At 39.0% G+C, this 23,380-nt stretch carries 25 protein-coding genes and 1 pseudogene; 24 read left to right on the top strand and 2 right to left on the bottom strand.

Going from position 1 to position 23,380, the window contains the following annotated elements; all coding sequences use genetic code 11:
- Positions 1–105 precede the first annotated feature (105 nt).
- The 13 genes from J416_RS10455 (at position 106) to J416_RS10515 (ending at position 11,512) form a co-directional block, all read left to right on the top strand.
- Complete coding sequence (locus J416_RS10455) at positions 106–798, top strand: response regulator transcription factor (protein ID WP_003470802.1); 693 nt, start codon at positions 106–108, stop codon at positions 796–798.
- Entirely contained in the window at positions 795–2,126 is a 1,332-nt protein-coding gene (locus J416_RS10460; RefSeq protein WP_003470805.1) for a sensor histidine kinase, read from the top strand. The genes J416_RS10455 and J416_RS10460 overlap by 4 nt, the downstream gene beginning before the upstream one ends.
- 99 nt (positions 2,127–2,225) lie before the next feature.
- The gene (typA, locus tag J416_RS10465; RefSeq protein ID WP_003470808.1) at positions 2,226–4,061 is read left to right on the top strand and encodes a translational GTPase TypA; all 1,836 of its coding nucleotides are present in this window, start codon (positions 2,226–2,228) and stop codon (positions 4,059–4,061) included.
- Positions 4,062–4,104: 43 nt separating this feature from the next.
- Complete coding sequence (locus J416_RS10470; RefSeq protein WP_003470811.1) at positions 4,105–4,380, top strand: YkvA family protein; 276 nt, start codon at positions 4,105–4,107, stop codon at positions 4,378–4,380.
- Positions 4,381–4,482: 102 nt separating this feature from the next.
- Entirely contained in the window at positions 4,483–5,667 is a 1,185-nt protein-coding gene (locus J416_RS10475) for a CapA family protein (protein ID WP_003470813.1), read from the top strand.
- A gap of 17 nt (positions 5,668–5,684) precedes the next feature.
- Positions 5,685–6,497, top strand: a complete 813-nt coding sequence (locus J416_RS10480) for a DUF368 domain-containing protein (RefSeq protein ID WP_003470816.1) — start codon at positions 5,685–5,687, stop codon at positions 6,495–6,497.
- 74 nt (positions 6,498–6,571) lie between these two features.
- Positions 6,572–6,889 carry a thioredoxin family protein gene (locus J416_RS10485; protein ID WP_003470819.1) on the top strand — a complete coding sequence of 106 codons (318 nt, stop codon included), beginning with the start codon at positions 6,572–6,574 and terminating at the stop codon, positions 6,887–6,889.
- Between the two features lie 440 nt (positions 6,890–7,329).
- On the top strand, positions 7,330–8,022 hold the full coding sequence (locus tag J416_RS10490) for an ATP-binding cassette domain-containing protein (protein WP_003470820.1): 693 nt from the start codon (positions 7,330–7,332) through the stop codon (positions 8,020–8,022).
- On the top strand, positions 8,019–9,440 hold the full coding sequence (locus J416_RS10495) for an ABC transporter permease family protein (protein ID WP_003470828.1): 1,422 nt from the start codon (positions 8,019–8,021) through the stop codon (positions 9,438–9,440). Before J416_RS10490 ends, J416_RS10495 begins: the two co-directional genes overlap by 4 nt.
- Positions 9,441–9,480: 40 nt before the next feature.
- Entirely contained in the window at positions 9,481–9,951 is a 471-nt protein-coding gene (locus J416_RS10500; RefSeq protein ID WP_003470832.1) for a MarR family winged helix-turn-helix transcriptional regulator, read from the top strand.
- 69 nt (positions 9,952–10,020) lie between these two features.
- Positions 10,021–10,266: a thioredoxin domain-containing protein gene (locus J416_RS10505; RefSeq protein ID WP_003470835.1), complete on the top strand. Its 246-nt coding sequence runs from the start codon at positions 10,021–10,023 to the stop codon at positions 10,264–10,266.
- 48 nt (positions 10,267–10,314) lie between these two features.
- Positions 10,315–10,653: a YppG family protein gene (locus J416_RS10510; protein ID WP_003470836.1), complete on the top strand. Its 339-nt coding sequence runs from the start codon at positions 10,315–10,317 to the stop codon at positions 10,651–10,653.
- A gap of 154 nt (positions 10,654–10,807) precedes the next feature.
- A complete protein-coding gene (locus J416_RS10515) occupies positions 10,808–11,512 on the top strand; it encodes an alpha/beta hydrolase (RefSeq protein ID WP_003470837.1) in 705 nt (234 codons plus the stop codon).
- On the opposite strand, the gene J416_RS10520 is transcribed toward J416_RS10515, so the two are convergent.
- Positions 11,509–12,411 (bottom strand): DMT family transporter, encoded by a 903-nt coding sequence (locus tag J416_RS10520; RefSeq protein WP_003470838.1) that lies wholly within the window; start codon positions 12,409–12,411, stop codon positions 11,509–11,511. The two genes, J416_RS10515 and J416_RS10520, sit on opposite strands and share 4 nt — an antisense overlap.
- A gap of 343 nt (positions 12,412–12,754) precedes the next feature.
- Between J416_RS10520 and cshA the strand changes: the two are divergent.
- Positions 12,755–14,223 (top strand): annotated as a pseudogene (gene cshA / locus J416_RS10525) (degradosome RNA helicase CshA).
- A 66-nt stretch (positions 14,224–14,289) separates the two neighbouring features.
- Here cshA and J416_RS10530 read toward each other — a convergent pair.
- Entirely contained in the window at positions 14,290–15,054 is a 765-nt protein-coding gene (locus tag J416_RS10530; protein ID WP_003470839.1) for a rhomboid family intramembrane serine protease, read from the bottom strand.
- Positions 15,055–15,184: 130 nt separating this feature from the next.
- Between J416_RS10530 and acpS the strand changes: the two genes are divergently transcribed.
- The 10 genes from acpS (at position 15,185) to J416_RS10580 (ending at position 23,370) form a co-directional block, all read left to right on the top strand.
- Entirely contained in the window at positions 15,185–15,556 is a 372-nt protein-coding gene (acpS, locus tag J416_RS10535) for a holo-ACP synthase (RefSeq protein WP_003470840.1), read from the top strand.
- Positions 15,557–15,702: 146 nt separating this feature from the next.
- The gene (locus tag J416_RS10540; protein ID WP_240407273.1) at positions 15,703–17,118 is read left to right on the top strand and encodes an NAD(P)H-hydrate dehydratase; all 1,416 of its coding nucleotides are present in this window, start codon (positions 15,703–15,705) and stop codon (positions 17,116–17,118) included.
- A gap of 53 nt (positions 17,119–17,171) precedes the next feature.
- Positions 17,172–18,188, top strand: a complete 1,017-nt coding sequence (locus J416_RS10545; protein WP_003470842.1) for a LolA family protein — start codon at positions 17,172–17,174, stop codon at positions 18,186–18,188.
- A 360-nt stretch (positions 18,189–18,548) separates the two neighbouring features.
- A complete protein-coding gene (gene alr, locus J416_RS10550) occupies positions 18,549–19,670 on the top strand; it encodes an alanine racemase (RefSeq protein ID WP_003470843.1) in 1,122 nt (373 codons plus the stop codon).
- Positions 19,671–19,813: 143 nt separating this feature from the next.
- Positions 19,814–20,095 (top strand): CopG family ribbon-helix-helix protein, encoded by a 282-nt coding sequence (locus tag J416_RS10555; protein ID WP_003470844.1) that lies wholly within the window; start codon positions 19,814–19,816, stop codon positions 20,093–20,095.
- Between the two features lie 3 nt (positions 20,096–20,098).
- Positions 20,099–20,449 carry a type II toxin-antitoxin system PemK/MazF family toxin gene (locus J416_RS10560; RefSeq protein ID WP_003470845.1) on the top strand — a complete coding sequence of 117 codons (351 nt, stop codon included), beginning with the start codon at positions 20,099–20,101 and terminating at the stop codon, positions 20,447–20,449.
- Positions 20,450–20,659: 210 nt separating this feature from the next.
- Positions 20,660–21,526 (top strand): RsbT co-antagonist protein RsbRA, encoded by an 867-nt coding sequence (locus J416_RS10565; protein ID WP_003470846.1) that lies wholly within the window; start codon positions 20,660–20,662, stop codon positions 21,524–21,526.
- Positions 21,527–21,538: 12 nt separating this feature from the next.
- Positions 21,539–21,895 (top strand): STAS domain-containing protein, encoded by a 357-nt coding sequence (locus J416_RS10570; protein WP_003470847.1) that lies wholly within the window; start codon positions 21,539–21,541, stop codon positions 21,893–21,895.
- Positions 21,896–21,897: 2 nt separating this feature from the next.
- On the top strand, positions 21,898–22,302 hold the full coding sequence (locus J416_RS10575) for an anti-sigma regulatory factor (RefSeq protein ID WP_003470849.1): 405 nt from the start codon (positions 21,898–21,900) through the stop codon (positions 22,300–22,302).
- Between the two features lie 51 nt (positions 22,303–22,353).
- Complete coding sequence (locus tag J416_RS10580; RefSeq protein WP_003470852.1) at positions 22,354–23,370, top strand: PP2C family protein-serine/threonine phosphatase; 1,017 nt, start codon at positions 22,354–22,356, stop codon at positions 23,368–23,370.
- The last annotated feature ends 10 nt before the right edge of the window (positions 23,371–23,380 follow it).

Raw genomic sequence — 23,380 nt, forward strand, 5'->3', positions numbered from 1 at the left:
CCTTACAAAGATTGCTTAATTTTTTCGAATAAGTATGCGAAAATAAAAACATTAGACAAATGCGTTTGATCACGTGATGTGCAGATGGAAAGGTGGTAACACGATATGAGTCAACAAATATATATCGTTGAAGATGATCCGAACATTCGAGATATTGTAAAAGCTTATTTAACAAAAGAAGGTTATCAAGTCACGCTAATGGAGCGCGCAGAAGATGCGTGGGCGAAGGCGAAAGCAGAGAAGCCCGATATGTGGATATTAGATATTATGTTGCCAGGGATGGATGGATATGAATTGTGTAAAAACATTCGAGAGGTAAGCGAAGTCCCTATTATTATCATTTCGGCGAAAGATGAAGAAGTTGACAAGATATTGGGATTAGAATTAGGAAGTGATGATTATTTAACGAAGCCGTTCAGTCCTCGAGAACTCGTAGCCCGAATCAAACGATTATTTAAACGTGCGAGCACACCAACAACGAATAAAACAGATGAATTTGAAACCATTGAAATCGATGCATTGAAAATAGATCAAGCAGCGAGACAAGTGTTTTGGCAAGATGCTGAGATTGATGTAACTTCAAAGGAATTCGAAATGTTGGAAATTTTTGCAAAAAATGCCAATCGTGCGTTTTCTAGGGATGAATTATTGACGCTCGTGTGGGGAGATGATTACTTCGGCAGTGATCGTGCCGTCGATGATTTAATTAAACGTCTTAGAAAAAAATTAGATGGTTTGCCAGTAGAAACGGTATGGGGATATGGCTATCGTCTGCACATTGACGAGGAGTCAAAATGAAGCTGCAATATCAACTAACGCTTGCATTTACGACACTATTAATGGTGATTATGACGGTAGCTGGTGTATTAATTTATTCGCAAATGTTGCAAATGCTAATCGATGATGAGCAACGTCAACTCGAAGATAATGGACAATTGATTGTGAATTTCATATTATCCCAAGACTTGAATAATTCATCTAACGCGCAACAGTTATTAAGTCTTTTAGATGAGTTTAATTTACAAGTGTTCGCTTATGATGAGACTTCTGACAGCATTATTTTTTCTTCGATGCCGAATATTGAACGGTTAGATTATTGGGTTGACCGTTATGAGTTAGACAGAGATGATCAGCCTTTGTGGGAAGCGAATGATAATAAATACGTTGTGTCGATTATTCCTTTTTCCTCACAACAATTGGTTCTCTTAACGCCTTTAGACGATTTGCAAGCCGTTCAAGAAAATTTTATTCGACGTATGGTGCTCATCTTCTTCATAGGTTTAGCTGTTGCTGTTTTTCTCAGTCATTATTTAACGAAGAGATTAGTGACGCCTTTAACGAAATTACGTCACCAATTAAAAAAGATCGAAAAGCGACAATTTGATCAAATGGAGGAAATTAGTGCGACAGGTGAAATTAAAGAGGTTGAACGAAGCGTGCGAGATATGGCGAACGAACTCAATAGCTTTATTCAATCACAGAGACAATTCTTTCAAAATGCTAGTCATGAATTAAAGACACCTTTAATGACCATACAAGGTTACGCAGAAGGTATTAAGGATGGTGTATTTGAAGCAGAAGAGGCTGAACGTGGTCATCAAGTGATGGTGGATGAAATTAAACGTTTGAAGAAAATTATTAATGAAATGATCTTGTTAGCCAAATTAGAAAGTGAAGCCGAACATTATGAGGAAGAAACCGTTTCTCTCTCGGCCATATTGCAACAAGTGGAAGATCGAGCGATGCCGATTGCGAATGATCAAAAAGTGAAGTTAGAACTGCATCAAGACAATGACTATCAGTTGTGGCTCGATCAGGATAAGATGCTTCAAGCCATCATGAATATTGTTACCAATGCGATTCGTCATGCCAATCAGACAGTGGAACTACGCGCGTACAAACAAAATCAAAAAGCTGTGATAGAGATTAGCGATGATGGGAAAGGCATCGATGAAGATTTGCTATCCAAATTATTCCACCGTTTTGTCAAAGGGAAAAGTGGTGAATCAGGACTTGGGTTAGCGATTGCTCGTGCGATTATTGAACAATCCGGTGGTACAATCTCAGCTAGCAATCGAGAAGGTAGTGGTGCCGCTTTCACTATCACATTTGACCTAACGAAATAATTCAGACAGTGGGTAAGACTATAGATGTAGCGCTGAATGTGATACAATGGACAAGTTGCAAAATGAATGGGAACGCCAAATGAAGGAGAGAATGTATTCATGCAATTAAGAGAAGATTTACGTAATATTGCGATTATTGCGCACGTAGACCACGGAAAAACAACGCTAGTTGACCAGATGTTACATTACTCAGGTACATTTCGTGAGAATGAACAAGTCGATGATCGCGCGATGGATACGAATGATATCGAGAAAGAACGTGGCATTACGATTTTGTCAAAAAACACAGCGATCAATTATAAAGATTCGCAAATCAATATTCTTGATACACCAGGTCACGCCGATTTTGGCGGTGAAGTCGAACGGATTATGAAAATGGTGGATGGTGTACTACTGGTAGTTGATGCCTATGAAGGATGTATGCCGCAAACCCGTTTCGTATTAAAAAAGGCACTCGAACAAAAACTGGACCCTGTAGTTGTATTAAATAAAATCGACCGTCCCAATGCGCGTCCGGATGAAGTCGTTGATGAAGTGCTTGATTTGTTTATTGAACTAGGCGCAGATGAAGACCAATTGGAATTCCCCGTTGTGTATGCATCGGCGTTAAATGGAACGTCGAGCTACGAAGAAGAACTAGATACGCAAGAAGAAACAATGGAACCTATTTTTCAAACGATTTTGAAACACATTCCGAAGGCTGTAGATACGAGCGAAGACCCTCTTCAATTTCAAGTGACATTACTTGATTATAATGATTACCTTGGTCGTATCGGTGTGGGACGTGTATTCCGAGGATCGATTAAAGTAGGGGAAAACGTGTCCCTTATTAAAAAGGACGGAACGGTGAAAAACTTCCGTGTCTCGAAATTGTTTGGCTTTATTGGCTTGAAACGAGTAGAGATTGATGAAGCCAAAGCTGGCGATATTATTGCACTAGCTGGTATGGAAGATATTAATGTGGGTGAGACGGTTTGTCCGCAAGATCATCAAGAGGCACTTCCGATTCCTCGGATTGATGAGCCGACATTACAGATGACATTTGTCGTGAATAATAGCCCATTTGCCGGAAAAGAAGGAAAGTATATTACAGCTCGAAAAATTGAAGAACGTTTGCGCACACAATTAGAAACGGATGTCAGTTTACGCGTCGAACCAACCGATTCACCAGACGCTTGGACGGTATCGGGCCGTGGTGAATTACACTTATCGATCTTAGTTGAGAATATGCGGCGTGAAGGCTATGAATTACAACTTTCCAAGCCGCAAGTTATTATTAAAGAGGTTGATGGTGTCGAATGCGAACCCGTCGAACGTGTGAGAATGGACGTGCCTGAAGATTACACAGGACCTGTCATGGAATCGTTAGGAGAGCGTAAAGGTGAAATGATGGATATGGTCAATACAGGTAACGGTCAAGTTCGTATGGAATTTAAGGTTCCTTCTCGAGGATTAATCGGTTATGCGACTCAGTTTATGACGCAAACGCGAGGTTACGGCATTATTAATCATACATTTGAAGAATATGCCCCTGTATCGAAAGGACAAGTTGGCGGCAGACGTCAAGGCGTGCTCGTTGCCTTAGAAAACGGAAAAGCTTCGACTTATGGTATTATGAATCTTGAAGATCGTGGGGTAATCTTTGTTGACCCAGGTACGGAAGTCTATGCAGGAATGATCGTTGGAGAACATAATCGTGAAAATGATCTAACCGTTAATATTACGAGAGAAAAGCATTTAACTAACGTACGTTCGGCAACCAAAGATCAAACTGCAACGATTCGAAAAACACATCAAATGTCATTAGAAGAAGCGATACAATATTTAGATGATGATGAGTATTGTGAAGTGACACCTGAATCCATTAGATTACGTAAGAAAATCTTGGACAAAAGCGAACGTGAAAAACTTGCCAAACGTAAGAAAAACCAGTAATTTTACTGGTTTTTTCTTCTTGTCAAAAGGGGTTGAAAATATCATGCGTTTTTGGAGCAGGCTCAAGTTCATTTTTCAGTTTCGAAAATCAATTCCTTTTTTAAAAGATTATTTTGCATCGCGCGAAGTCACCATTACTGCAAAAGTGATTGCGATTTTGTTGATGATCGGTTATGTTGTCTTTCCGTTCGATTTGATCCCAGATTGGCTTCTAGCGATTGGTGTTTTAGATGATGTGATGATTGTAAGCTTGATCCTACAGCAAATGGTAAAAATGGCACCAGAAAGGTTGCGAGAGAAACACAAACTGAATCACTAGACAGCTAGCTCAGACTATAATTGGATGTATTTGTATGGTAAGATAATGAGAGATTATAGAATTGTTGTTACCGATATGTAACGACAGAAGGGTCGGACATCGATGACTAGAAAAATTCTACTTCTGCTTTTGTTTTTTGTCTTTTTGTTTGGCTGTGTGCAAGATACTGACCAGAAAACAGAAAAGGATGTGAAGGCTCGATCACTTCAAATCGAAGAAAAACAAGCGCAAGGGCCGATATTTGATACGTTATATCCGGTTGAACGTGAAATCAACATGGCAGCGATCGGGGATGTACTGATTCATAAACGTGTCTATCAAGATGCGGCAACTGAAACAGGTTATGATTTCACCAATATGTTAGCCCCTGTGGCTTCTGATTTAAAAAATCCAACGATTACAATGGCGAATCAAGAGACAGTGATTGGTGGCACTGCAATTGGTTTAAGTGACTACCCTCGCTTTAATAGTCCGAAGCAGCTCGCAAATGACTTGCAATCAGCGGGGGTTGATCTGGTAACGATGGCAAATAATCATACACTCGATCATGGTGAGGAAGCGATACGAGAAGCGATTGCACACTATGATGAGATTGGGATGAAATATACTGGTGGCTTCAAAAGTGAGGCAGATCGTAACGATATTCGCATCATCCAAACGGAAAGTGATATATCAGTGGCGTTTCTGAGCTATACATATGGGACAAATGGGATCAGTGTACCGAATGGGAAAGAATATTTGGTGAATCTGATGGATCGTCAGTTGATTAAACAGGATGTGAAAAAGGCGGAGCAGAAAGCAGATGTTACGATTGTTAGTTATCATTTCGGTAATCAGTATCAAAGATATCCTAGTCAAGAACAACAAAATGTAGCACAGTTTTCTGCCGATTTAGGCGTAGATGTTGTGATTGGTCATCATCCTCATGTACTTCAACCCATTGAATGGGTGAAAGGAAAGAATGGACAGAAAACGTTAGTGGCTTATTCTTTAGGAAATTTCTTGTCAGGCCAAGATCAATTGTATCGACGAATAGGTGGCATTCTAAACTTTACAGTGAAAAAGAAGACAGAAGCTAACGGGCAAACGGTAAGCATTCAGTCACCATCTTTTTTACCGACCTTTGTGGATTATAATTATGAAGATGGAGCGATGGGCAATTTTCAAGTACTGCCATTACAAGATGTGAATGAAGCACAATTAGAAAACGCACAGCAACATTATGAGGAAACGAAGCAACATTTGTCGCAATGGTTGCCTGAATTACAGTTTATCGAGGAGAAGTAAACAAGGGAGAGAAAGGTATGGAGTGGAGAAACATTTATCGTGGTTTGTTTATGGGAGCAAGCGATGCAGTTCCTGGTGTTAGTGGTGGGACAATTGCTGTCGTGCTGGGTATATATGATCGATTGATCGAAGCGGTGAACGGATTTTTTAGTAAAGATGTAAAAAAACACTTAAGCTTTCTAATCCCATTAGGAATCGGTGTTTTGATTTCACTTTTTGCATTAGCGAACGTGATGGAATGGTTGTTTAAGAATCATCCACAACCCACACAATTTGCCTTTTTAGGGTTAATTATTGGTGTCTTACCCTTTTTATACCGCCAATCAAATATGAAAGGAAATGCATCAGGTAAGCATGTGTTGATGTTTCTTATCGGTGTTTGTTTGGTTGGATCTTTAGCATTTCTGCAAGAAGGGGATGCGACCATTGTGACGGACTACCAAGCGTCTACGTATCTTTGGTTGTTTGCCTCTGGTTTTATAGCGAGTGCGGCGATGATACTTCCAGGGATTAGTGGTTCTTTTCTATTATATGTGATAGGTTCCTATTGGACGATTATGAATGCAATTACTACGTTAAACTTATTGGTTCTCGGGTTGATTGGCATGGGTGTCGTGCTTGGCATCTTATCAATGAGCAAAATCATCCATTATTTTATTTCTCGCTTCCCAATCGGTACTTATGTTCTTGTAATTGGCATGGTCGTTGGTTCGGTATTTGTGATTTTTCCGGGTTGGCCAACTGCTTTTGTTCCAATGATCATTTGTATCGGAACGTTTGCGCTCGGTTTATTTATCGCTTATTTATTGGGACGAATTGAATATCGGTAAACAAAAATGTTGCCCGTACCATACGATCATGTTAGATTTTTGATAACGATAAGGAAAAAGGGGGACGAAAAGAAATGAAGTCGATTGAATCTGTCGAGCAATTTAACGAAATTATCGCTTCTGAACAACCAGTTATTATAAAATTCTTTGCCGATTGGTGTCCAGACTGCAAACGTATGGATATGTTCATTGGCGAAATTATGGAAGAATATGATCAGTATGACTGGTATCAAGTCAATAGTGATGAAGTACAAGGACTTGCGGAAAAATATGAAGTGATGGGCATCCCTAGCTTGTTAATTTTCAAAGATGGAGAAAAAATAGCTCATCGTCATAGCGCATATACAAAAACCCCAGATGATGTATTAGAATTTTTGCAAAATGAATTATAAGCATGTGAAGAGGCAATGCCATATTGCCTCTTTTTTTGGTTTTTATAGGTACCCCTAGCGATTGTTCATCACATGCATAGGAAGAAGTATTTGCGTCAAACAGATAAAATGGCATTGGCTGTTTGCATGGAAAATGAATATATGAGTCAAACAGAGTCATTGTAAATGTGCGTTCGCATTGAATATGAATATATCCGTCAAATAATGTGTTAAGTGACAGCCGTTTGCATCGAATATAAATATACGCATCAAACAGCCGATCGAATGCCAATGGTTTGCATTAAAAGAAGGTGTGTTTCTTGATGGGAAATGGCGCATTCTGATTTCTACATGTTCATCAATTTCATAACTAATGAGCATGAAAAAGAGACTGTGGTGTAAGAAGATAAGAAACCTATTTGTCGTTTGTTACGTATATATAGGAAAGGAGGTTGCCGTAGTTGTCTTTATTACATATTGAAAATGTAACGGTCAACATGTTACATGAAACGATTCTAAACCAGGTGAACGTCAATCTAGATCATGGAAAAATCTACGCTTTAATCGGTCATAATGGGGCTGGAAAGTCAACACTTATGAAAACGATTATGGGGTTGATTGAAAAGAACGAAGGATCGATTAAACTTGCTTCATATAACCAGGATACATCATTTCTTTCCTTTAAACAGCAGCTTTCTTATATACCCGAAGAACCATTTTTGTTATCGGAACTAACGGCTATGCAACACTTTCAATTATATGGGCAGAGTTATCAGATGAAAGAAAGTTCATTCAATGAAAAGGTGCACGAATTGGCGAGTCAATTTGAAATTGATGACAAACTGAATGAGTATCCTGAATCATTGTCCAAAGGGATGCGACAAAAAGTCCAAATGATTTGTGCGCTACTGCCGGACATCCCACTTCTTTTAATAGACGAACCGTTTATGGGATTGGATGTCTATGCCGCGAGTCATTTGCAACAGCTATTACGAGAGAAAGTAAGTCATCATACGACAATATTATTAACTTCTCATCAATTGGATCGTATACAAGATTTAGCAGATGAGTTCATTATGTTACATAACGGAAAAATTGAAGATGCTGGTAAAATGGAGGATTTCCGTTTTCTATCCAGGAGGTCTGAGGAATGAATTCGACATGGAGCATTCTTCAGTTTCTTCAAAAGCATCGAATACAAAAGAAACAAAAACTATATAAATTAGCATTTGGCGTTGCATTTGATTGGACGATTGCGATTTACATTGCATTTTTCGCATTTTTTCTTCTCTTTATCGCTTATGATGAATTAAAGAACATGGAATCACTCTTTATTTCTTATGGTGAAAGAATTGATCAATGGTTTCCGTTAGTAGTGATCGGTCTAATAGGGAAGATGCTTGCGTTATCTTTTCAGCATCCACAAATCGTAATAACAAGTGCTGAGTGGAAATTAACCTCACTCCCCTTTTCCATGAAAAAGATTTGGAGGATATTCTATGTGGCTGAATGGGCAAAAAGAGCCTGCTTTTACTTGGTGATGTTTCTATTCATCAGTGTGATATTTCCATTTGATCGAGAGTTACTCTTCACTTGGTTTTTGACGTTATTTGTAGCGAGCAGTTTATTAATTCTTCCGCAGTGGCATCTGTTCCAATTAGCTGGCAGACAAAAAATGCAATGGTACTTGTTCATCGTTTTTATGATGATTATATGGCGTTTCGTTTCATTGATTTTGGATGATACCATTTGGTTGGTAATCGTCGTCGGTTGTCTATTATTTGTCAATCTGTTTTTGTGGATGAAACGTTTTCAACAAGTGGATTGGATGAAAGTCATCGATGCTAATGATGTAAGAGTATGGCGGATGTTTTTCATAGAGAAAATGTCAGATGTTGAGATTGAAAGCACGCAACGCCAAGGAATTTTCTCGCAAATTTTTCGTACAGAAAAAGATCGCCAACCTTTTCCATATAAAAATGAAAGGGTAGTATTTCGGCGGATATGGAAACGGACATTATTAAAGGCGAAAGGTCAATTATTGCAATTAATAGGGTCGATAGTTCTAGTTCTTTTTATACTCGGTTCATTAGGCCAATGGGAATTCGGATTGGCTATATCACTGACAATGTTTATGTTTACGAAAATTATTGGCAGTTATTTTTATGAAGGTCTACACGAAAAGATGATTCACAGTCTACCTTGGAGAATCCAAATGATAAAACGATCTTTCCTAGATTGGACCATTAGACTAGCCGTAATTTATTGTATATTACTTTTGGTTGCATTTATCGTATTACAGACAACTTCTATTTTCATGTTTATTCAGTTCATATTATATATATCTTCATTGTATTATTTGTTACAACTCACGATTAATGAACACATTTATCGCTTTCATCATAAATGGTGGAAGAAACCATGGCAACAAAACTTGATCGTGATAGGTATATATATAGTTATGGCATGCAGCATCGCACTGCCTCTTTTTTCACTATTTTTCGTGATTGTTTTAGGGATCATGTTACAATATAAAAAAGAATGGAATAAATTTCTTAAAAGTATTTCTTAATCGATGATTGATCATAGAGAGAGAAGTGGAGGATACTAGAATGGCAGAAGGAAAAGAATTATATTTACAGAGGAGACAGGATCCGTCATTAAAGTTATTTGTCGTATTATCGAAAGCTTATCGAGCGGTAGCAGATCAGGTTGCGTTAGACATTCGAAATCATGGTTTGAATACGACGGACTTTGGTGTGATGGAACTTTTATATCATCGTGGGGAACAACCGTTACAAAAAATTGGAGATAAAATTTTATTAGCAAGTGGAAGCATTACGTATGTTGTCGATAAGTTAGAAAAGAAAGGGTATGTCAAACGTACGCCTTGCCCCAATGATCGTCGGATTACATATGCCTCAATCACAAATGACGGAGAGGCACTTTTGAATCAAATTTTTCCAGAACATTGGAGGCAAATTGAAGCCATAACAGCTGGGTTGGATGATCACGAGAAAGAACAAATGATTCCGTTACTGAAAAAATTGGGGACATATGCTGATACGTTCTCTGAATCATGAGAAGATGTTTTGACGTAAAGATAGATGGGAAACATGAGTAGTAAACATGAACAATAAGGGGGAAGCAGCATGAAACAACCTCAAGTGCTTGTTTATATTAACCATGACCATGAATCTCGTCAATTGCTAGAATTTCTTGATGACCAACAAGTTCCGTATCAGAAAAAGGATGTTTCAGCATCTCGTGATTATTTGCAAGAGCTACAAACATATAATATATATGTCACTCCTGCTGTGGTTGTGGGAAAACAAAAGATACTCGGGTTTCAAAAGCAAAGATTAAGAGACATTCTCGGTTTAGCACATATTTCATAAATACGCATAAGATAAGGGAAAGATCGTATGCTTACAGGAGGGATGAATATGGAAAATGAGGATCATCGCTTTCCATCGACCCAAGATCCTTTCTTCGGTTCTTTTCCTTATCAACAACAATACCCTATGGCACCGAATCAGCCGATGACACCATACCAATACTTTCAGAAACCAGTTATGCCACCGCCTTATCAAGAAATGTCGAATCAATTTCCACCCACATCTGGAAAACCAAAACATTCTGTGATGGGGATGTTTCAAAATCAAAATGGTGAATTAGATGTCGACAAGGTATTTCAAACAGTGAATCAAATGGCGAACACTTATCATCAAGTGAATCCGATTATTAAAAACGTAGGCTCTTGGATTAAGAAGTTTCAAGCCTAATGTCTCATGAAAAAGCCAAACCCTCTCTTGTTGAGTGGTTTGGCGTCTTTTTGGAGATGTTATTCTCAGTTTTCGTTCGATCGTGTTTTTTGGTGTTAATTGTTTGCTTTTTTCCTTTTGAATACATACCATGAATGATGAAGGAGGCGCAACGATGACTGCTTGTCTCATGATTCATGGGTTTACGGGTGGACCATATGAAGTTGAACCATTGGCGTTACATATACAAGAAAAGACAGAATGGACCGTTGTTTCCCTGCGGTTACCGGGCCATGGATTGGGAGATGGAACGGAACTGGACCTGGCTAATGTACGTTATCAAGATTGGATAGAAGCAGCAGAAACGTCTTTTGCTCAGTTAAAGGAAGAGCATTCCTCAATTTATCTAATTGGCTTTTCTATGGGAGGTATGATCGCTAGTTATCTTGCCGCAAAATATTCTTGCGCCAAGCTTGTTCTTTTATCAACTTCTAGAAAATATATTAGCATCCCTCAAATCGGTGTAGATGTTTTAGGATTTGCACGAAAAGCCATTACAAGAAAATTGAAGAATGACGCCTTATATCAGCATTATATCGGAAAATATGGCTCGGTTCCGGTTCGAGCGCTTCGTGAATTTTTAAAGTGCATGAAGGTAACCAAACCCTATTTAAAGCAGATTCACTGTCCTGTCTTCATTGCGCAAGGGATGCAGGATGGTATGGTTCCTTATAAAACGGTTCACTATTTGGACAAAGAAATCCCAGTGGATGCTGAAATCATTTACTTTCATGACTCTAGACACTTAATATGCCTCGGAGAAGATAGGGAGGTTGTGATTCGTTCCGTATTTCAATTTTTAGCGAGGTCAAACGATTAATGATGTGAAAGTTGCATCTTTCGTTTTCGTCGCGTGCTGGCAATAAATAATAACAAACCGAAAATAATGATTGTTCCACCTAACCATTGTGACCATGTGACCATTTCTTGAAGGATGATATACGCTAGAATTGATGCGCCTACTGGTTCAAACACGATAGCCATCGATATCACCGACGTGCTAAACCAACGTAAAGCGAAGTGTAGCAGATTCAGTCCAAAGATCGTCGGAATCATAGCGAGTGCCAAAAAGATGAGCCAGTTTTCACTTGAGTAACCGATAAAGTCAAATCCTCTCACTACATTGTAGAGGATGATCGTCAATCCACCGACGCCATATGCAATACAGGTATAACTCATAACACTCATTTTCCGTCGCACTTGTTGGCCAAGCAAAAAGTAGATCGTAATAAATAAAGCGCTTAATAAAGCAAGAAAATCGCCGTATAATGCTTCGTCAGCTATTTGAAAATCTCCCCATGCAATGATGATGCTCCCGAAGATAGCAATAAGCATGCTGATGACGGTTGCACTGGAGAAACGTTCTCTAAAAAATAAATAAGTTCCAATAAATGCAAAAATCGGTTGTAATGTTACAATGACAACAGAGCTGGCAACAGAAGTATACTGAAGTGATTCAAACCATACGATATAATGGAGGGCCAAACTAACTCCTGATAAACAAGTTAGTGCCCAATCAACGGGGAGAATTTTTAAAATTTCATTTCTTTTCTTATAAAGGATATAAGGTAACATGATGAGAAATGCTAAAAGTAATCGGTATTGTGCAAGTATTGATGAGGGAACTTCTGGTGCCAGTTTTACGAGCACGGCAGCCGTTGATACAGACATAATGCCTATTGTTAATATAACATACGGAAGTATTGATTTTGTTGGCATACAATCACCTATTTAAGAATATTCACGGTCGAACGTATTTTAGTAACCTAACAATACCACAAATCGAGCAAAACTAACAATGTCGCTACTTATAAATAAGCGAATTGGCGTAAAAGTGAATGAGAATATTTGAATCAGCTGATAAATTTTTATAGAATTATCATGAAGAGTGTGTTATGATGAATGAATCCATTAAGTAGTCATGAAGAAGCCTCTTCCAGCTGTGGAGGAAGGCTTCTTTCATATTGAATCTTCATATAGGTACATGAATGACGATGTAGAGAATGAAATCAACCAAAAATTATGGATGATATTGATAAAGAAAAAGGAGTAGAAGAATATAGTGACAACATTTAAAGAATTAAGTATTTCAAGTTCGATTATGCAAGCATTAGAAAAACTGGGATTTGAAGAGGCGACACCGATTCAAGCGCAAACCATTCCGTTGGGGATGGAAGGAAAAGACGTGATCGGCCAAGCGCAAACGGTACTGGAAAAACTGCAGCCTTTGGTATTCCAATGATTGAAAAAATCAATCCCAAAGCAAAAAAGATACAAGGATTGGTTGTGGCACCAACGCGTGAACTAGCTATCCAAGTATCCGAAGAATTGCATCGTTTAGGGAAGTTTAAAGGGATCCGGACATTGCCGGTGTATGGCGGACAACATATGGGTAGACAAATTGGTGCATTGAAAGACGGTCCTCATATTGTTGTAGCAACACCTGGGCGTTTACTCGATCATTTGCGACGTAAAACGATTCAAGTAGAAAATGTAGCAACTGCTGTCCTTGATGAAGCGGATGAAATGTTGAATATGGGCTTTATTGATGATATACGAGATATATTAAAGTCCATCCCGTCAGAGAGACAAACATTGCTATTTTCTGCGACGATGCCAAAGGAAATTCGTGATATTGCTACAACGTTAATGAAACAGCCAGAAGAAGTGAAAGTAAAAGCAAAAGAGATGACTGTTTCAAATATCGAGCAATATTTTGTTGAGGTAAATGAAAAACAAAAATTTGATACGTTAACCAATTTGTTAGATGTGCAAGCGCCAGAACTTGCGATTATATTTGGCCGAACGAAGAAGCGAGTGGACGAGGTAGCAGAAGGGTTGCAAGCTCGTGGCTTCCGTGCAGAAGGGACGCATGGCGATCTAACGCAAGGTAAACGGTCATCGGTATTAAAGAAATTCAAATACCGACGCATTGAAATATTAGTTGCGACTGATGTTGCCGCTCGAGGATTGGATATTTCTGGTGTCACACACGTATATAATTTCGATGTGCCGCAAGATCCAGAAAGTTATGTCCACCGTATTGGAAGAACGGGAAGAGCTGGAAAAACTGGTGAAGCGATCACTTTCATTACACCGAGAGAATTGCCACACCGTGATTTGATCGAGAAGGTAACGAAAGGCAAGATGCATCGCTTAACACCACCTAGTTTCGATGAAGCCAAACGTGGTCAACAGCAACTGACTGTGCAGAAGATTAAATCAACGATTGAGAAACAAGAATTACAAGATTACCGAGAGACTGCTTCGGAATTACTTGAAGAATATGACTCAGTTACAGTGATTGCAGCAGCGATGAAAATGCTAACCAAAGAACGCCGTCAAACGCCTGTTACATTAACGTCGGTTCAACCGGTCAGTGTGAAACAAGCGAATAAAAATAAACCTCATAACAATAAACGTTTTGATAAAAAGCGTGGGTATGGCGGTAGAAAAGGGAAACAAAACGGTGGTCGTAAGCGTAATTTCCAAAACAAACGTCCGAAAAATAAACAACAACGTCAATCATAGTGACGCACAAAAAAGACTGTTCCCTCGTCATAATCCATGACCTTGGGACAGTCTTTTTGATTGCTATTACCGAATCAAGCTAGCTAAGAAACCGATGAGTGCAAATACAATAATAGCACCGATTAGAATGGGGGCGATATAGCGCTTGATGCGATACCTTTTGTTATTCCAACGATTTGGATCAAAGCCGATGCCATCACTTGATCGTCGCGGACGTCTCCGGTTACGTAAGGGAGAGAAAGGCTGTACGTTATTTAATAATAAAGGTCCTAAAGCAAACCCACCGATAAAGCCAAATAAATGACCAGCAATATTAATTTGCGGTCGAATAAAGGTCATTACTAAACTGATAACGGTTAGTATCAGAACGATCTGTGCACTCTGTTGATCGATCAAATGTTTTTCGAAAAAGACCATAAATAAATACAAGCCAAACATACCGAAAATAGCACCAGAAGCCCCCACATGTGAATACCCTGGCCCCTCAACGAAAAAAGTGAATAAATTGGCAATGATGCCAGCCGAGAAATAAACCAACAGAAATTTCAGCTTGCCGAGCATTTGTTCCAGTGCAGGAGCAAACAGAACAATCGCAAACGAGTTAAACAAGATATGCCCAAGGCCACCATGAAGAAAAATAGGTGTAACGAGGCGCCAATACTCGCCTTGAGAGATGGCATAATTTTGTCCGATAGCAAATTGATCAATGACAAGGCCTAATGGTGGTATCAAAAATCCGATCAACCATATTGCGATTTGAATCGCAACAATGGCGGAGACGACAGGATAAAAATATAGAAAATCACGAAAGCTTTCCGTACGAATAAACATAGTTAACTCCTTTGTATGCGGTGTTTTGTTTTTATCATATCATATTTACGTATAAGCACGGTAACAAACAATCGAAAAATCTCGACAAGTCATATATAATGATAGAAAACGGATAAATTAGGTGAAAGACATGATTCAAGGAATTGGAATAGATATTATTGAGTTAGAACGAGTTTCACAAATGATTGAAAAGCAACCGAAATTTCTAGATAGATTGTTTACTGAAAATGAAAAAGTATTATACGAGCAACTGACGAATCAAAAACGGAAAGTTGAATTTGTTTCTGGTCGGTTTGCAGCAAAAGAGGCTTTTTCAAAAGCGATGGGCACTGGAATCGGAAAGAAATTAAGTTTACGAGATATTGAAATTACAACAGCAGATAGTGGTGAACCAGTTATTGAAACAACCGTCATAGCAAGCGGGCGCGTGTTTGTCTCTATTTCTCACAGTCATGATTATGCCGTAGCTCAAGTAATCATTGAAAGAGATTCTGCATATTAAGCAAGGTTGTCTCATACTATTTTATTGCGGGTAGGAGGGAACAAGATGTACATCGTAACCGCGGAAGAAATGTACGAAATGGATCGATATGCCATGGAAGAAGGAGGTATGATGGTAAGCTGTTAATGGAGAATGCTGGTAGACACATGGCTGAGAAGATCAGTGAGCGTGTATCTCTTGATCAACATATCACGATTGTTATTGGAGGCGGTAACAATGGTGGTGATGGCTTTGTCATTGCGAGATGTTTAAAAGAAAAAGGATATCAGCATCATGCCTGTCAGTTAGTCCCGGATCAGAAAATAAAAGGAGATGCTCTTTACCACAAACAAGTATATGAACAGTTTGGTGGTATGATTGAACGGGTGGAAACACTAGATCAATTAAAAGAGAAATGTGCATCAAGTGATGTGGTTGTGGATGCAGTGCTCGGCATTGGCATCACCGGAACGATTCGAGAGCCCCTTCGTCGTATGATTGAAGTGATCAATGAAGCGGAAGCGGTTGTTTTTTCCGTTGATATCCCAAGTGGATTACCTGCGAATGAAAATGAAGTCGTTGATATGAGTGTGAATGCAGATTACACATTTGTTGTTGAAGCGCCAAAACAGTCGGCTTTTGTTGAAGGATTAGCTCCATATTATGGTGAATGGGAAGTTGTATCGATTGGTATACCGCTTGCTGCTTTCAGTGACCAAAAACAAATGCGTTGGCAGCATATGGACGTTCAGCGCACATTTCCGAAACGTACATCCTTTAGTCATAAAGGATCGCATGGAAAAGGTGCAGTGGTCGGTGGTCAATTGTCTATGCCAGGTTCGGTTGCGTTAACAGCACGTGCTGCATTAAGATCGGGTGCCGGTTTATTAACTGTGGCTACTGTCAAGGACAATATTCCGGTTGTTGCCAATCAATGTGTCGAAGCAATGTATCACGTATGGAGAGATGATCAAGGGATATTGATCGATGATTCGGTGAGTTCTCTTAACCATTATGACGCAATCGCGATTGGCATGGGGATGGGGAGAGCGGACGAGTCTCAAAAACTGACACTACGAATTGTGAATGAAATCAATCGACCAGTGATTGTAGATGCTGATGGATTATACCATATAAAAAGCGATCTTGAAGTTGTACGAGCACGCCTTGCTCCTTTAGTCATCACGCCACATTTGGGGGAAATGGCGATGTTAACTGAGACAACGATCGCTGAAATAAAACAAGCCCCTTTTTCGATAACGAAGCAATTTGCACAAAAGTATCAAGTGTATGTTGTGCTGAAAGGAAAATTCACGATAATTACGACGCCTCGAGGAGAGCAAGTCGTGACTGATACAGGGAATCCTGGTCTTGCAAAAGGTGGCAGTGGAGACGTTTTATCTGGCGTGATTTTAGCCTTTATGATGCAACACAATGAACGATTGCCAGCTATCGCAAATGCTTGTTACTTGCATGGATTAACAGCTGATATGTCCATTACATCCGGTCGACATACAGAGACCGATTTACTTGCTTCTGATGTGATTGATGAATTGTCGGTTGCATTTCGTACGATTGTCTAACGCGTAATCGAGTTCCCTTTGTCCTCTTATTTGAGACAAAGGAGAGTGTCGCGATGAAAAAATATACGTTACTGTTTTGTAGTATATTTGTGTTTGTTCTGTTAAGTGCATGTGGTCAGCAATCCAGAGAAGATGTTGTGCAAAAGCTTGAGAAGATGGCTGAAGACATGAGCTCATATCAAGCCCAAGCCATGATGACGTTACAAACAGGAAAAGAAGAACAGTCGTATCGAATCGAAGTCGCTCATAAGAAAAAGAATTTTTATCGTGTGTTATTAAAAAATGAACAAGATGAGGAAGGTAGTCAAATTATTTTACGTAATGAAGAAGGGGTGTTTGTGTTAACACCAGCCTTAAATAAAAGCTTTAAGTTTCAAAGTGAGTGGCCGAATAATAATAGCCAACCTTACTTATTTCAATCATTAGTGCAAGATGTTGTCGATGATTCCGATGCCACATTTACGGCCACAGACAATTATTATGAATTTGAAACAAAAACAAGCTATGAAAGCAATAGTAATCTCCCTTATCAAGCCATCTATTTCGATAAGAAAACGTATGCCCCAGTGAGGGTGAAAGTGATGGATCAAGATAAAAACACATTGGTGAATGTCGAGTTCTCCTCGTTTGACACAGATGTAGATTTACCAGACGATACATTTAATCGAGAAAGTAATATGACAAGCAGCATTTTCGGCGTACCTGTGATGGCTCAGGAAGATTTACCATCTGATTTAACGGTATATTACCCAACAGAAACGTTAGGAGCAGAACTAGTGAAAGAAGATCAGATGGATATCGAAAATGGACAGCGCGTGATGCTATCTTACGAAGGGGAGAAAAATTTTACGGTGATTCAGGAAACGATTACGTCAGTAACAACAAGTGCACAATCACCAGAAAACGTAAACGGCGAACCTGTAAATCTAGGTTTTACCGTTGGTGCGTTAAGTAGTCATACGCTGGAGTGGCAATATGATGGCGTCGATTACTATTTAGCGAGTGATCAATTAACGAAACAAGAAATGATTGATGTAGCATCTTCCATGACAACTCAAGGATCCAAATAAATCAGCGAGCAGGCTTTTATTGAAGTCTGCTTTTTATTTTGTATATCGATCATACGTTGATGAAGGTAGAAAATCGTCCAAACTCTAACAAAAAGTGTCTTCATCAAGCGTATGATGACAGAAAAAGTGATGAAACTCAGGAAAAAGTGCCTTCATACATCTAATGACGGCAGAAATAACCACATAAATTGAGAAAAAGTGTCTTCATGGGCGGAATGAAAGCAAAAAATCGACGTTCGAGGTGGAAAAAATGCGCTCATAAATCATTTAGAGCAAAAGTTGTATTGGTGTATGATTTTTTGCTAGGTTATAATAGAAAATACCGAAAAGGATTAACAAAAATAAGGAGTCAACCAGCCAATGGAAAATTTTTATCGTGATTCTTGGGTAGAAATCAATTTAGCGCATATAACTTATAATATACAACAATTACAACAACGATTACCTCGTCATACAAATATTTATGCAGTAGTGAAAGCAGACGGCTATGGTCATGGAGATATTCAAATTGCAAAACAAGCGATTCAAGCAGGCGCTGACCGATTGGCGGTTGCTATATTAGACGAAGCGATTCGATTGAGAGAAGCTGGTATCGATGTTCCGATTCTTGTCATGGGCTGGATTCGTCCAGAGCATGCCTCACTTGCAGCATCCTATGATATTACAGTCACCTGTTATCAAAAGGAGTGGGTGGAACAGGTGAAACAACAGTCGTTGCCGTCACCGTTGAAAGTGCATGTAAAACTGGATACAGGAATGGGACGGATTGGCGTTCGTGATGAACAAGAATTACTACGTTTGGCACAGTCATTAAAAGCACAAAAAATGATAGAGGTCGAAGGCATTTTTACACATTTTGCGACAGCTGATGAAGAGACAACTTCTCACTTTGAAAATCAACTAGCAAAGTTTGAAGCCTTATGGCAAGCCTTTCAACAGTATTGGGAGCACCCAGTCATTGTGCATATAGGAAATAGCGCTGCAAGTATGCGATATCCAGACAAAATGATTGATTACGTTCGTTTTGGTATCAGTATGTATGGACTTTATCCTTCTGCCGTAACGAAAACCGAACATCCGATTGACGTAAAGCCAGCAATGACATTACACAGCCGCTTGATTCATGTTAAACAAGTTGAAAAAGGATCAACTATAAGCTACGGTGCTACGTATCAAGCTGAAACGAACGAGTGGATTGGCACCGTGCCATTAGGTTATGCAGATGGCATTTGTCGTGCGCTACAAGGAGCGGATGTATTAATCAATGGAGAACGTTGTGAAATCGTCGGACGCATTTGCATGGATCAGTTTATGGTTCGTCTGTCTCATCCAGCAAAAGTCGGAGATCAAGTAACATTAATTGGTAAGCAGCAAAATGAGATGATTGAAATGGATGAATGGGCGGATAAGCTAGATACCATTAATTACGAAGTGGCTTGTATGATTAGTTCACGCGTCCCTAGAATCTATGTAAATGGTTAAAAAATGCTTATTTTTTTCGAAAAAGTTGCCATAATAGGTAAAGAAATCAGAAAAATTGCTCGAATTCCCTTTGCAATGCTACTTCGAGAATGATATGATGTTATTGGATTATTCATTAGGCTTGTCAATGTTGGTGGAGGTGTATGGTTTTGTCTGAAGACTTACAAGAAGTTGCCGTGAGATTACCGAAAAACCTATTAAATGAGGTGGACGGCTTGATGAGAAGTGAAGATAGCAATTTAAGTGATTTCATTTGCCAAGCGACAAGAACGTACTTGCAAGAAAAGAAAAAACACCATATTCAAGAGGCGATGCAAAAAGGCTATATGGAAATGGCAAATATTAATCTCAATATTGCATCCGAAGCTTTTCAAGCAGAAGAGGAGGCCGAAAACACCCTAGAGCGCTTAGTGAGTGGGGTGTAGGTTTTGATTGTAAAAAGAGGCGACGTCTATTTCGCCGATCTTTCTCCTGTTGTCGGCTCCGAACAAGGGGGCGTTCGACCGGTTCTGGTATTGCAAAATGATATCGGGAACCGCTTCAGCCCCACAGTCATTGTTGCAGCAATAACGGCACAAATACAGAAGGCAAAATTGCCCACGCACGTGGAAATTGATGCGCAAAAGTACGGATTTGAGCGTAATTCCGTTATATTATTAGAGCAGATTCGCACCATTGATAAACAACGACTAACAGATAAAATTACACAATTAGATCATAATATGATGGAAAAGATAGACAAAGGGCTAGAAATTAGTTTAGGATTAACTGATTTCTGATATTTTTACACATGATAGGAAATAATTTCCATAAACTTGACTGGATCAATGTACAATTATTGATCACAGTCAAGTTTCTTTTATTTTTGCCGGTATTATTATGTATTTGACTGATTGTCATGGGTCATGAAAAATTCGTCAAATCGTAAAAAATCGTGTAAAATTATATAAAAGAATGCAAAATTACGATGAAAGTGTGGAGGGAACGAGATGCCAGAAACGTTACGACGAATTGTCATCGAAAATAGTGACGAAATATCAAAGAAATGGCTTGAAGAAATTACTGAAAGAAGAAAAAAAGACTATACGTCGACAATTTCTGAAGATTTATTTCAATCGACAAATCGAGAGTTTGTTAACGTCATTTTTTCTAGTATTAATCGTCAACAAGACACAGAAGTGTTAAATGATTTTTCGGAACGACTAATTCATTTAGGGTGGCCACTGAGCTACATAACAGACGGGTTACAAATCTTTCGAAGAGTCACGATTGATTATATTTTAAGTCAATCGGAACAAGTTGATACAGAACATTTCTCCAGAATCTTACGCGTAGTTGATGATTGGGTAGAGCCCATTATTAATCAGTTAGTCAACGAGTATTCGGGAAGCTGGGAACACACTGTGTCATTACAACGTATGGCATTACAGGAATTATCGGCGCCTTTAATTCCAGTGATGGACAATATTACGATTATGCCTTTAATAGGTACGATCGACACTGAACGAGCGAAATTAATTATGGAAAACTTGCTTGATGGTGTCATCAAAAATAATGCTGAAGTCGTATTAATTGATATTACAGGTGTGCCGGTCGTTGATACAATGGTTGCTCACCATATTATTCAAGCCGCTGAAGCCGTTCGGTTAATTGGTGCTACTTGCATTCTCGTCGGTATTCGTCCAGAAATTGCGCAAACCATTGTCAATTTAGGCATCGATTTAAGCAAATTTCCGACAAAAAGCTCATTGCGAAAAGGGTTCATTAAAGCCTTAGAAATGACAAATCGTGACATTATTAAACCGGAAGAAGAGAAAGCAGAAGAAGTAACAAATATTCTGGACTCGTTAAAATAAGGAGGTGCTTGTATGAGAATACCGATATTAAAGCTGCATCATTATTTATTGGTATCGATTCAAGTAGACTTAGATGATCAAACAGCGATTCAATTTCAAGAAGACTTACTAAATAAAATTCATCAAAGCGGAGCCACTGGTGTGGTCATTGATTTAACATCTGTTGAAATCATCGACTCTTTTATTGCAAAAGTATTAGGTGATGTTGTCTCAATGTCAGATTTAATGGGGGCAAAGGTAGTACTAACAGGAATCCAACCAGCTGTTGCGATGACGTTAATTGATCTAGGGATTCATTTGCAAAATGTACCTACTGCACTTGATCTCGAACAAGGATTGGTTAAACTTCGCCAGGAATTGGAGGAGTAGCTATGAGCCAATCCTGTGTAACAATTAATCAAGAATGGGATATTGTCGCAGCTAGACATATGGGGCGCGAAAAGTCAAAAGAATTAAATATTGGTACCGTTGATCAAGCTCGTATTGCAACAGCCATTTCTGAACTAGCACGTAATATTTACTTGTATACCGAATCAGGCACGATTTGTTTTGAAGCAATTGAAGATCCTCATCATTATAAAAAGGGACTAAAAATTATCGCTAAAGATGAGGGGCCAGGAATTAAAGATATATCTAAAGTCATGGAAGATGGCTTTTCGACCTCTGGTGGTTTAGGTGCTGGACTTCCTGGGGTAAAACGCTTGATGGACTCTTTCGATATTATTTCAGAGGAAGGTAAAGGGACTGAGGTGATCGCGGTAAAGTGGTCACGTTAATATTATAATGACCATTCGATTAGGGAAGAGGTTGTAGTAAGGAGGATGCAAATGGAGCCCTTCAAGCTTGATTTAGAGAATTATCGCGAATTGCTTAAGCGTTATATGAACAATCAAGATGAGACATCATTATATCAGGCGGAACTTTTCAGTAAATTATCGATGCAACATAATATTTTACCTGAAGAAATTATTAATATTCATATTCAAGCGTTAAAAGATTTGTGTCCAGATATACCGAAAGAAATTGATATGTCGATGAATTTTTTACTAGAAACGATGATTTCTTATGGATTAGCTTATCAAGAATTTCAGTCATTACGTGAAAAGCAAGGCGAACTGGAATCGGAAATTTCTGTTGCTGCAAATATGCAACAGACTTTATTGTCAACAACGAAACCAGACGTAGATGATTTAGATATTGGTGCGGTCAGTGTTCCTGCCAATAAAATGAATGGCGATTATTATCATTTTGTCACGGACGAAAACGGTAATGTGGGTGTGGCGATCGCTGATGTGATTGGCAAAGGAATTCCAGCAGCTCTAGCGATGTCAATGATTAAATATTCAATGGACAGTTTTCCAGAAACCCAGCGGAACCCGAGTGCCATATTGGAAAACTTGAATAGAGTGGTCCAACGAAACGTCGAATCTGGCATGTTCATTACAATGTTTTATGGGTTATACCATCCAAGAACGAGTACGATGGCATTCTCTTCAGCTGGGCACGAACCAGGATTTTATTATCATGCAGAACAAGATGAGTTTTGTGAAATAAAAACGGAAGGTATCGTGTTAGGCGTTGATGAGAACGCGTCCTACCCACAATTTGAATTATCGTTAGCTGAACAAGACCTCGTCGTTTTATTAACCGATGGCGTCACCGAATGCCGAATTGGTGATCGTTTTATAGAAACCGATGAGGTATTGCAAGTGATTCGAGATTACATGCATCTACCTGCACAAGAAGCGGTGGAGCAAGTGTATCGCTATTTTGAACGTTTGCAAGGTTTTCAACTCAGAGATGACTTCACTTTAATTTTTTTCAAAAAGAAGTTTCATCAATAATGAAAATGGG

Origin of the sequence: Gracilibacillus halophilus YIM-C55.5, assembly GCF_000359605.1 — a bacterium.
Classification (GTDB): Bacteria; Bacillota; Bacilli; order Bacillales; family Amphibacillaceae; genus Gracilibacillus; species Gracilibacillus halophilus.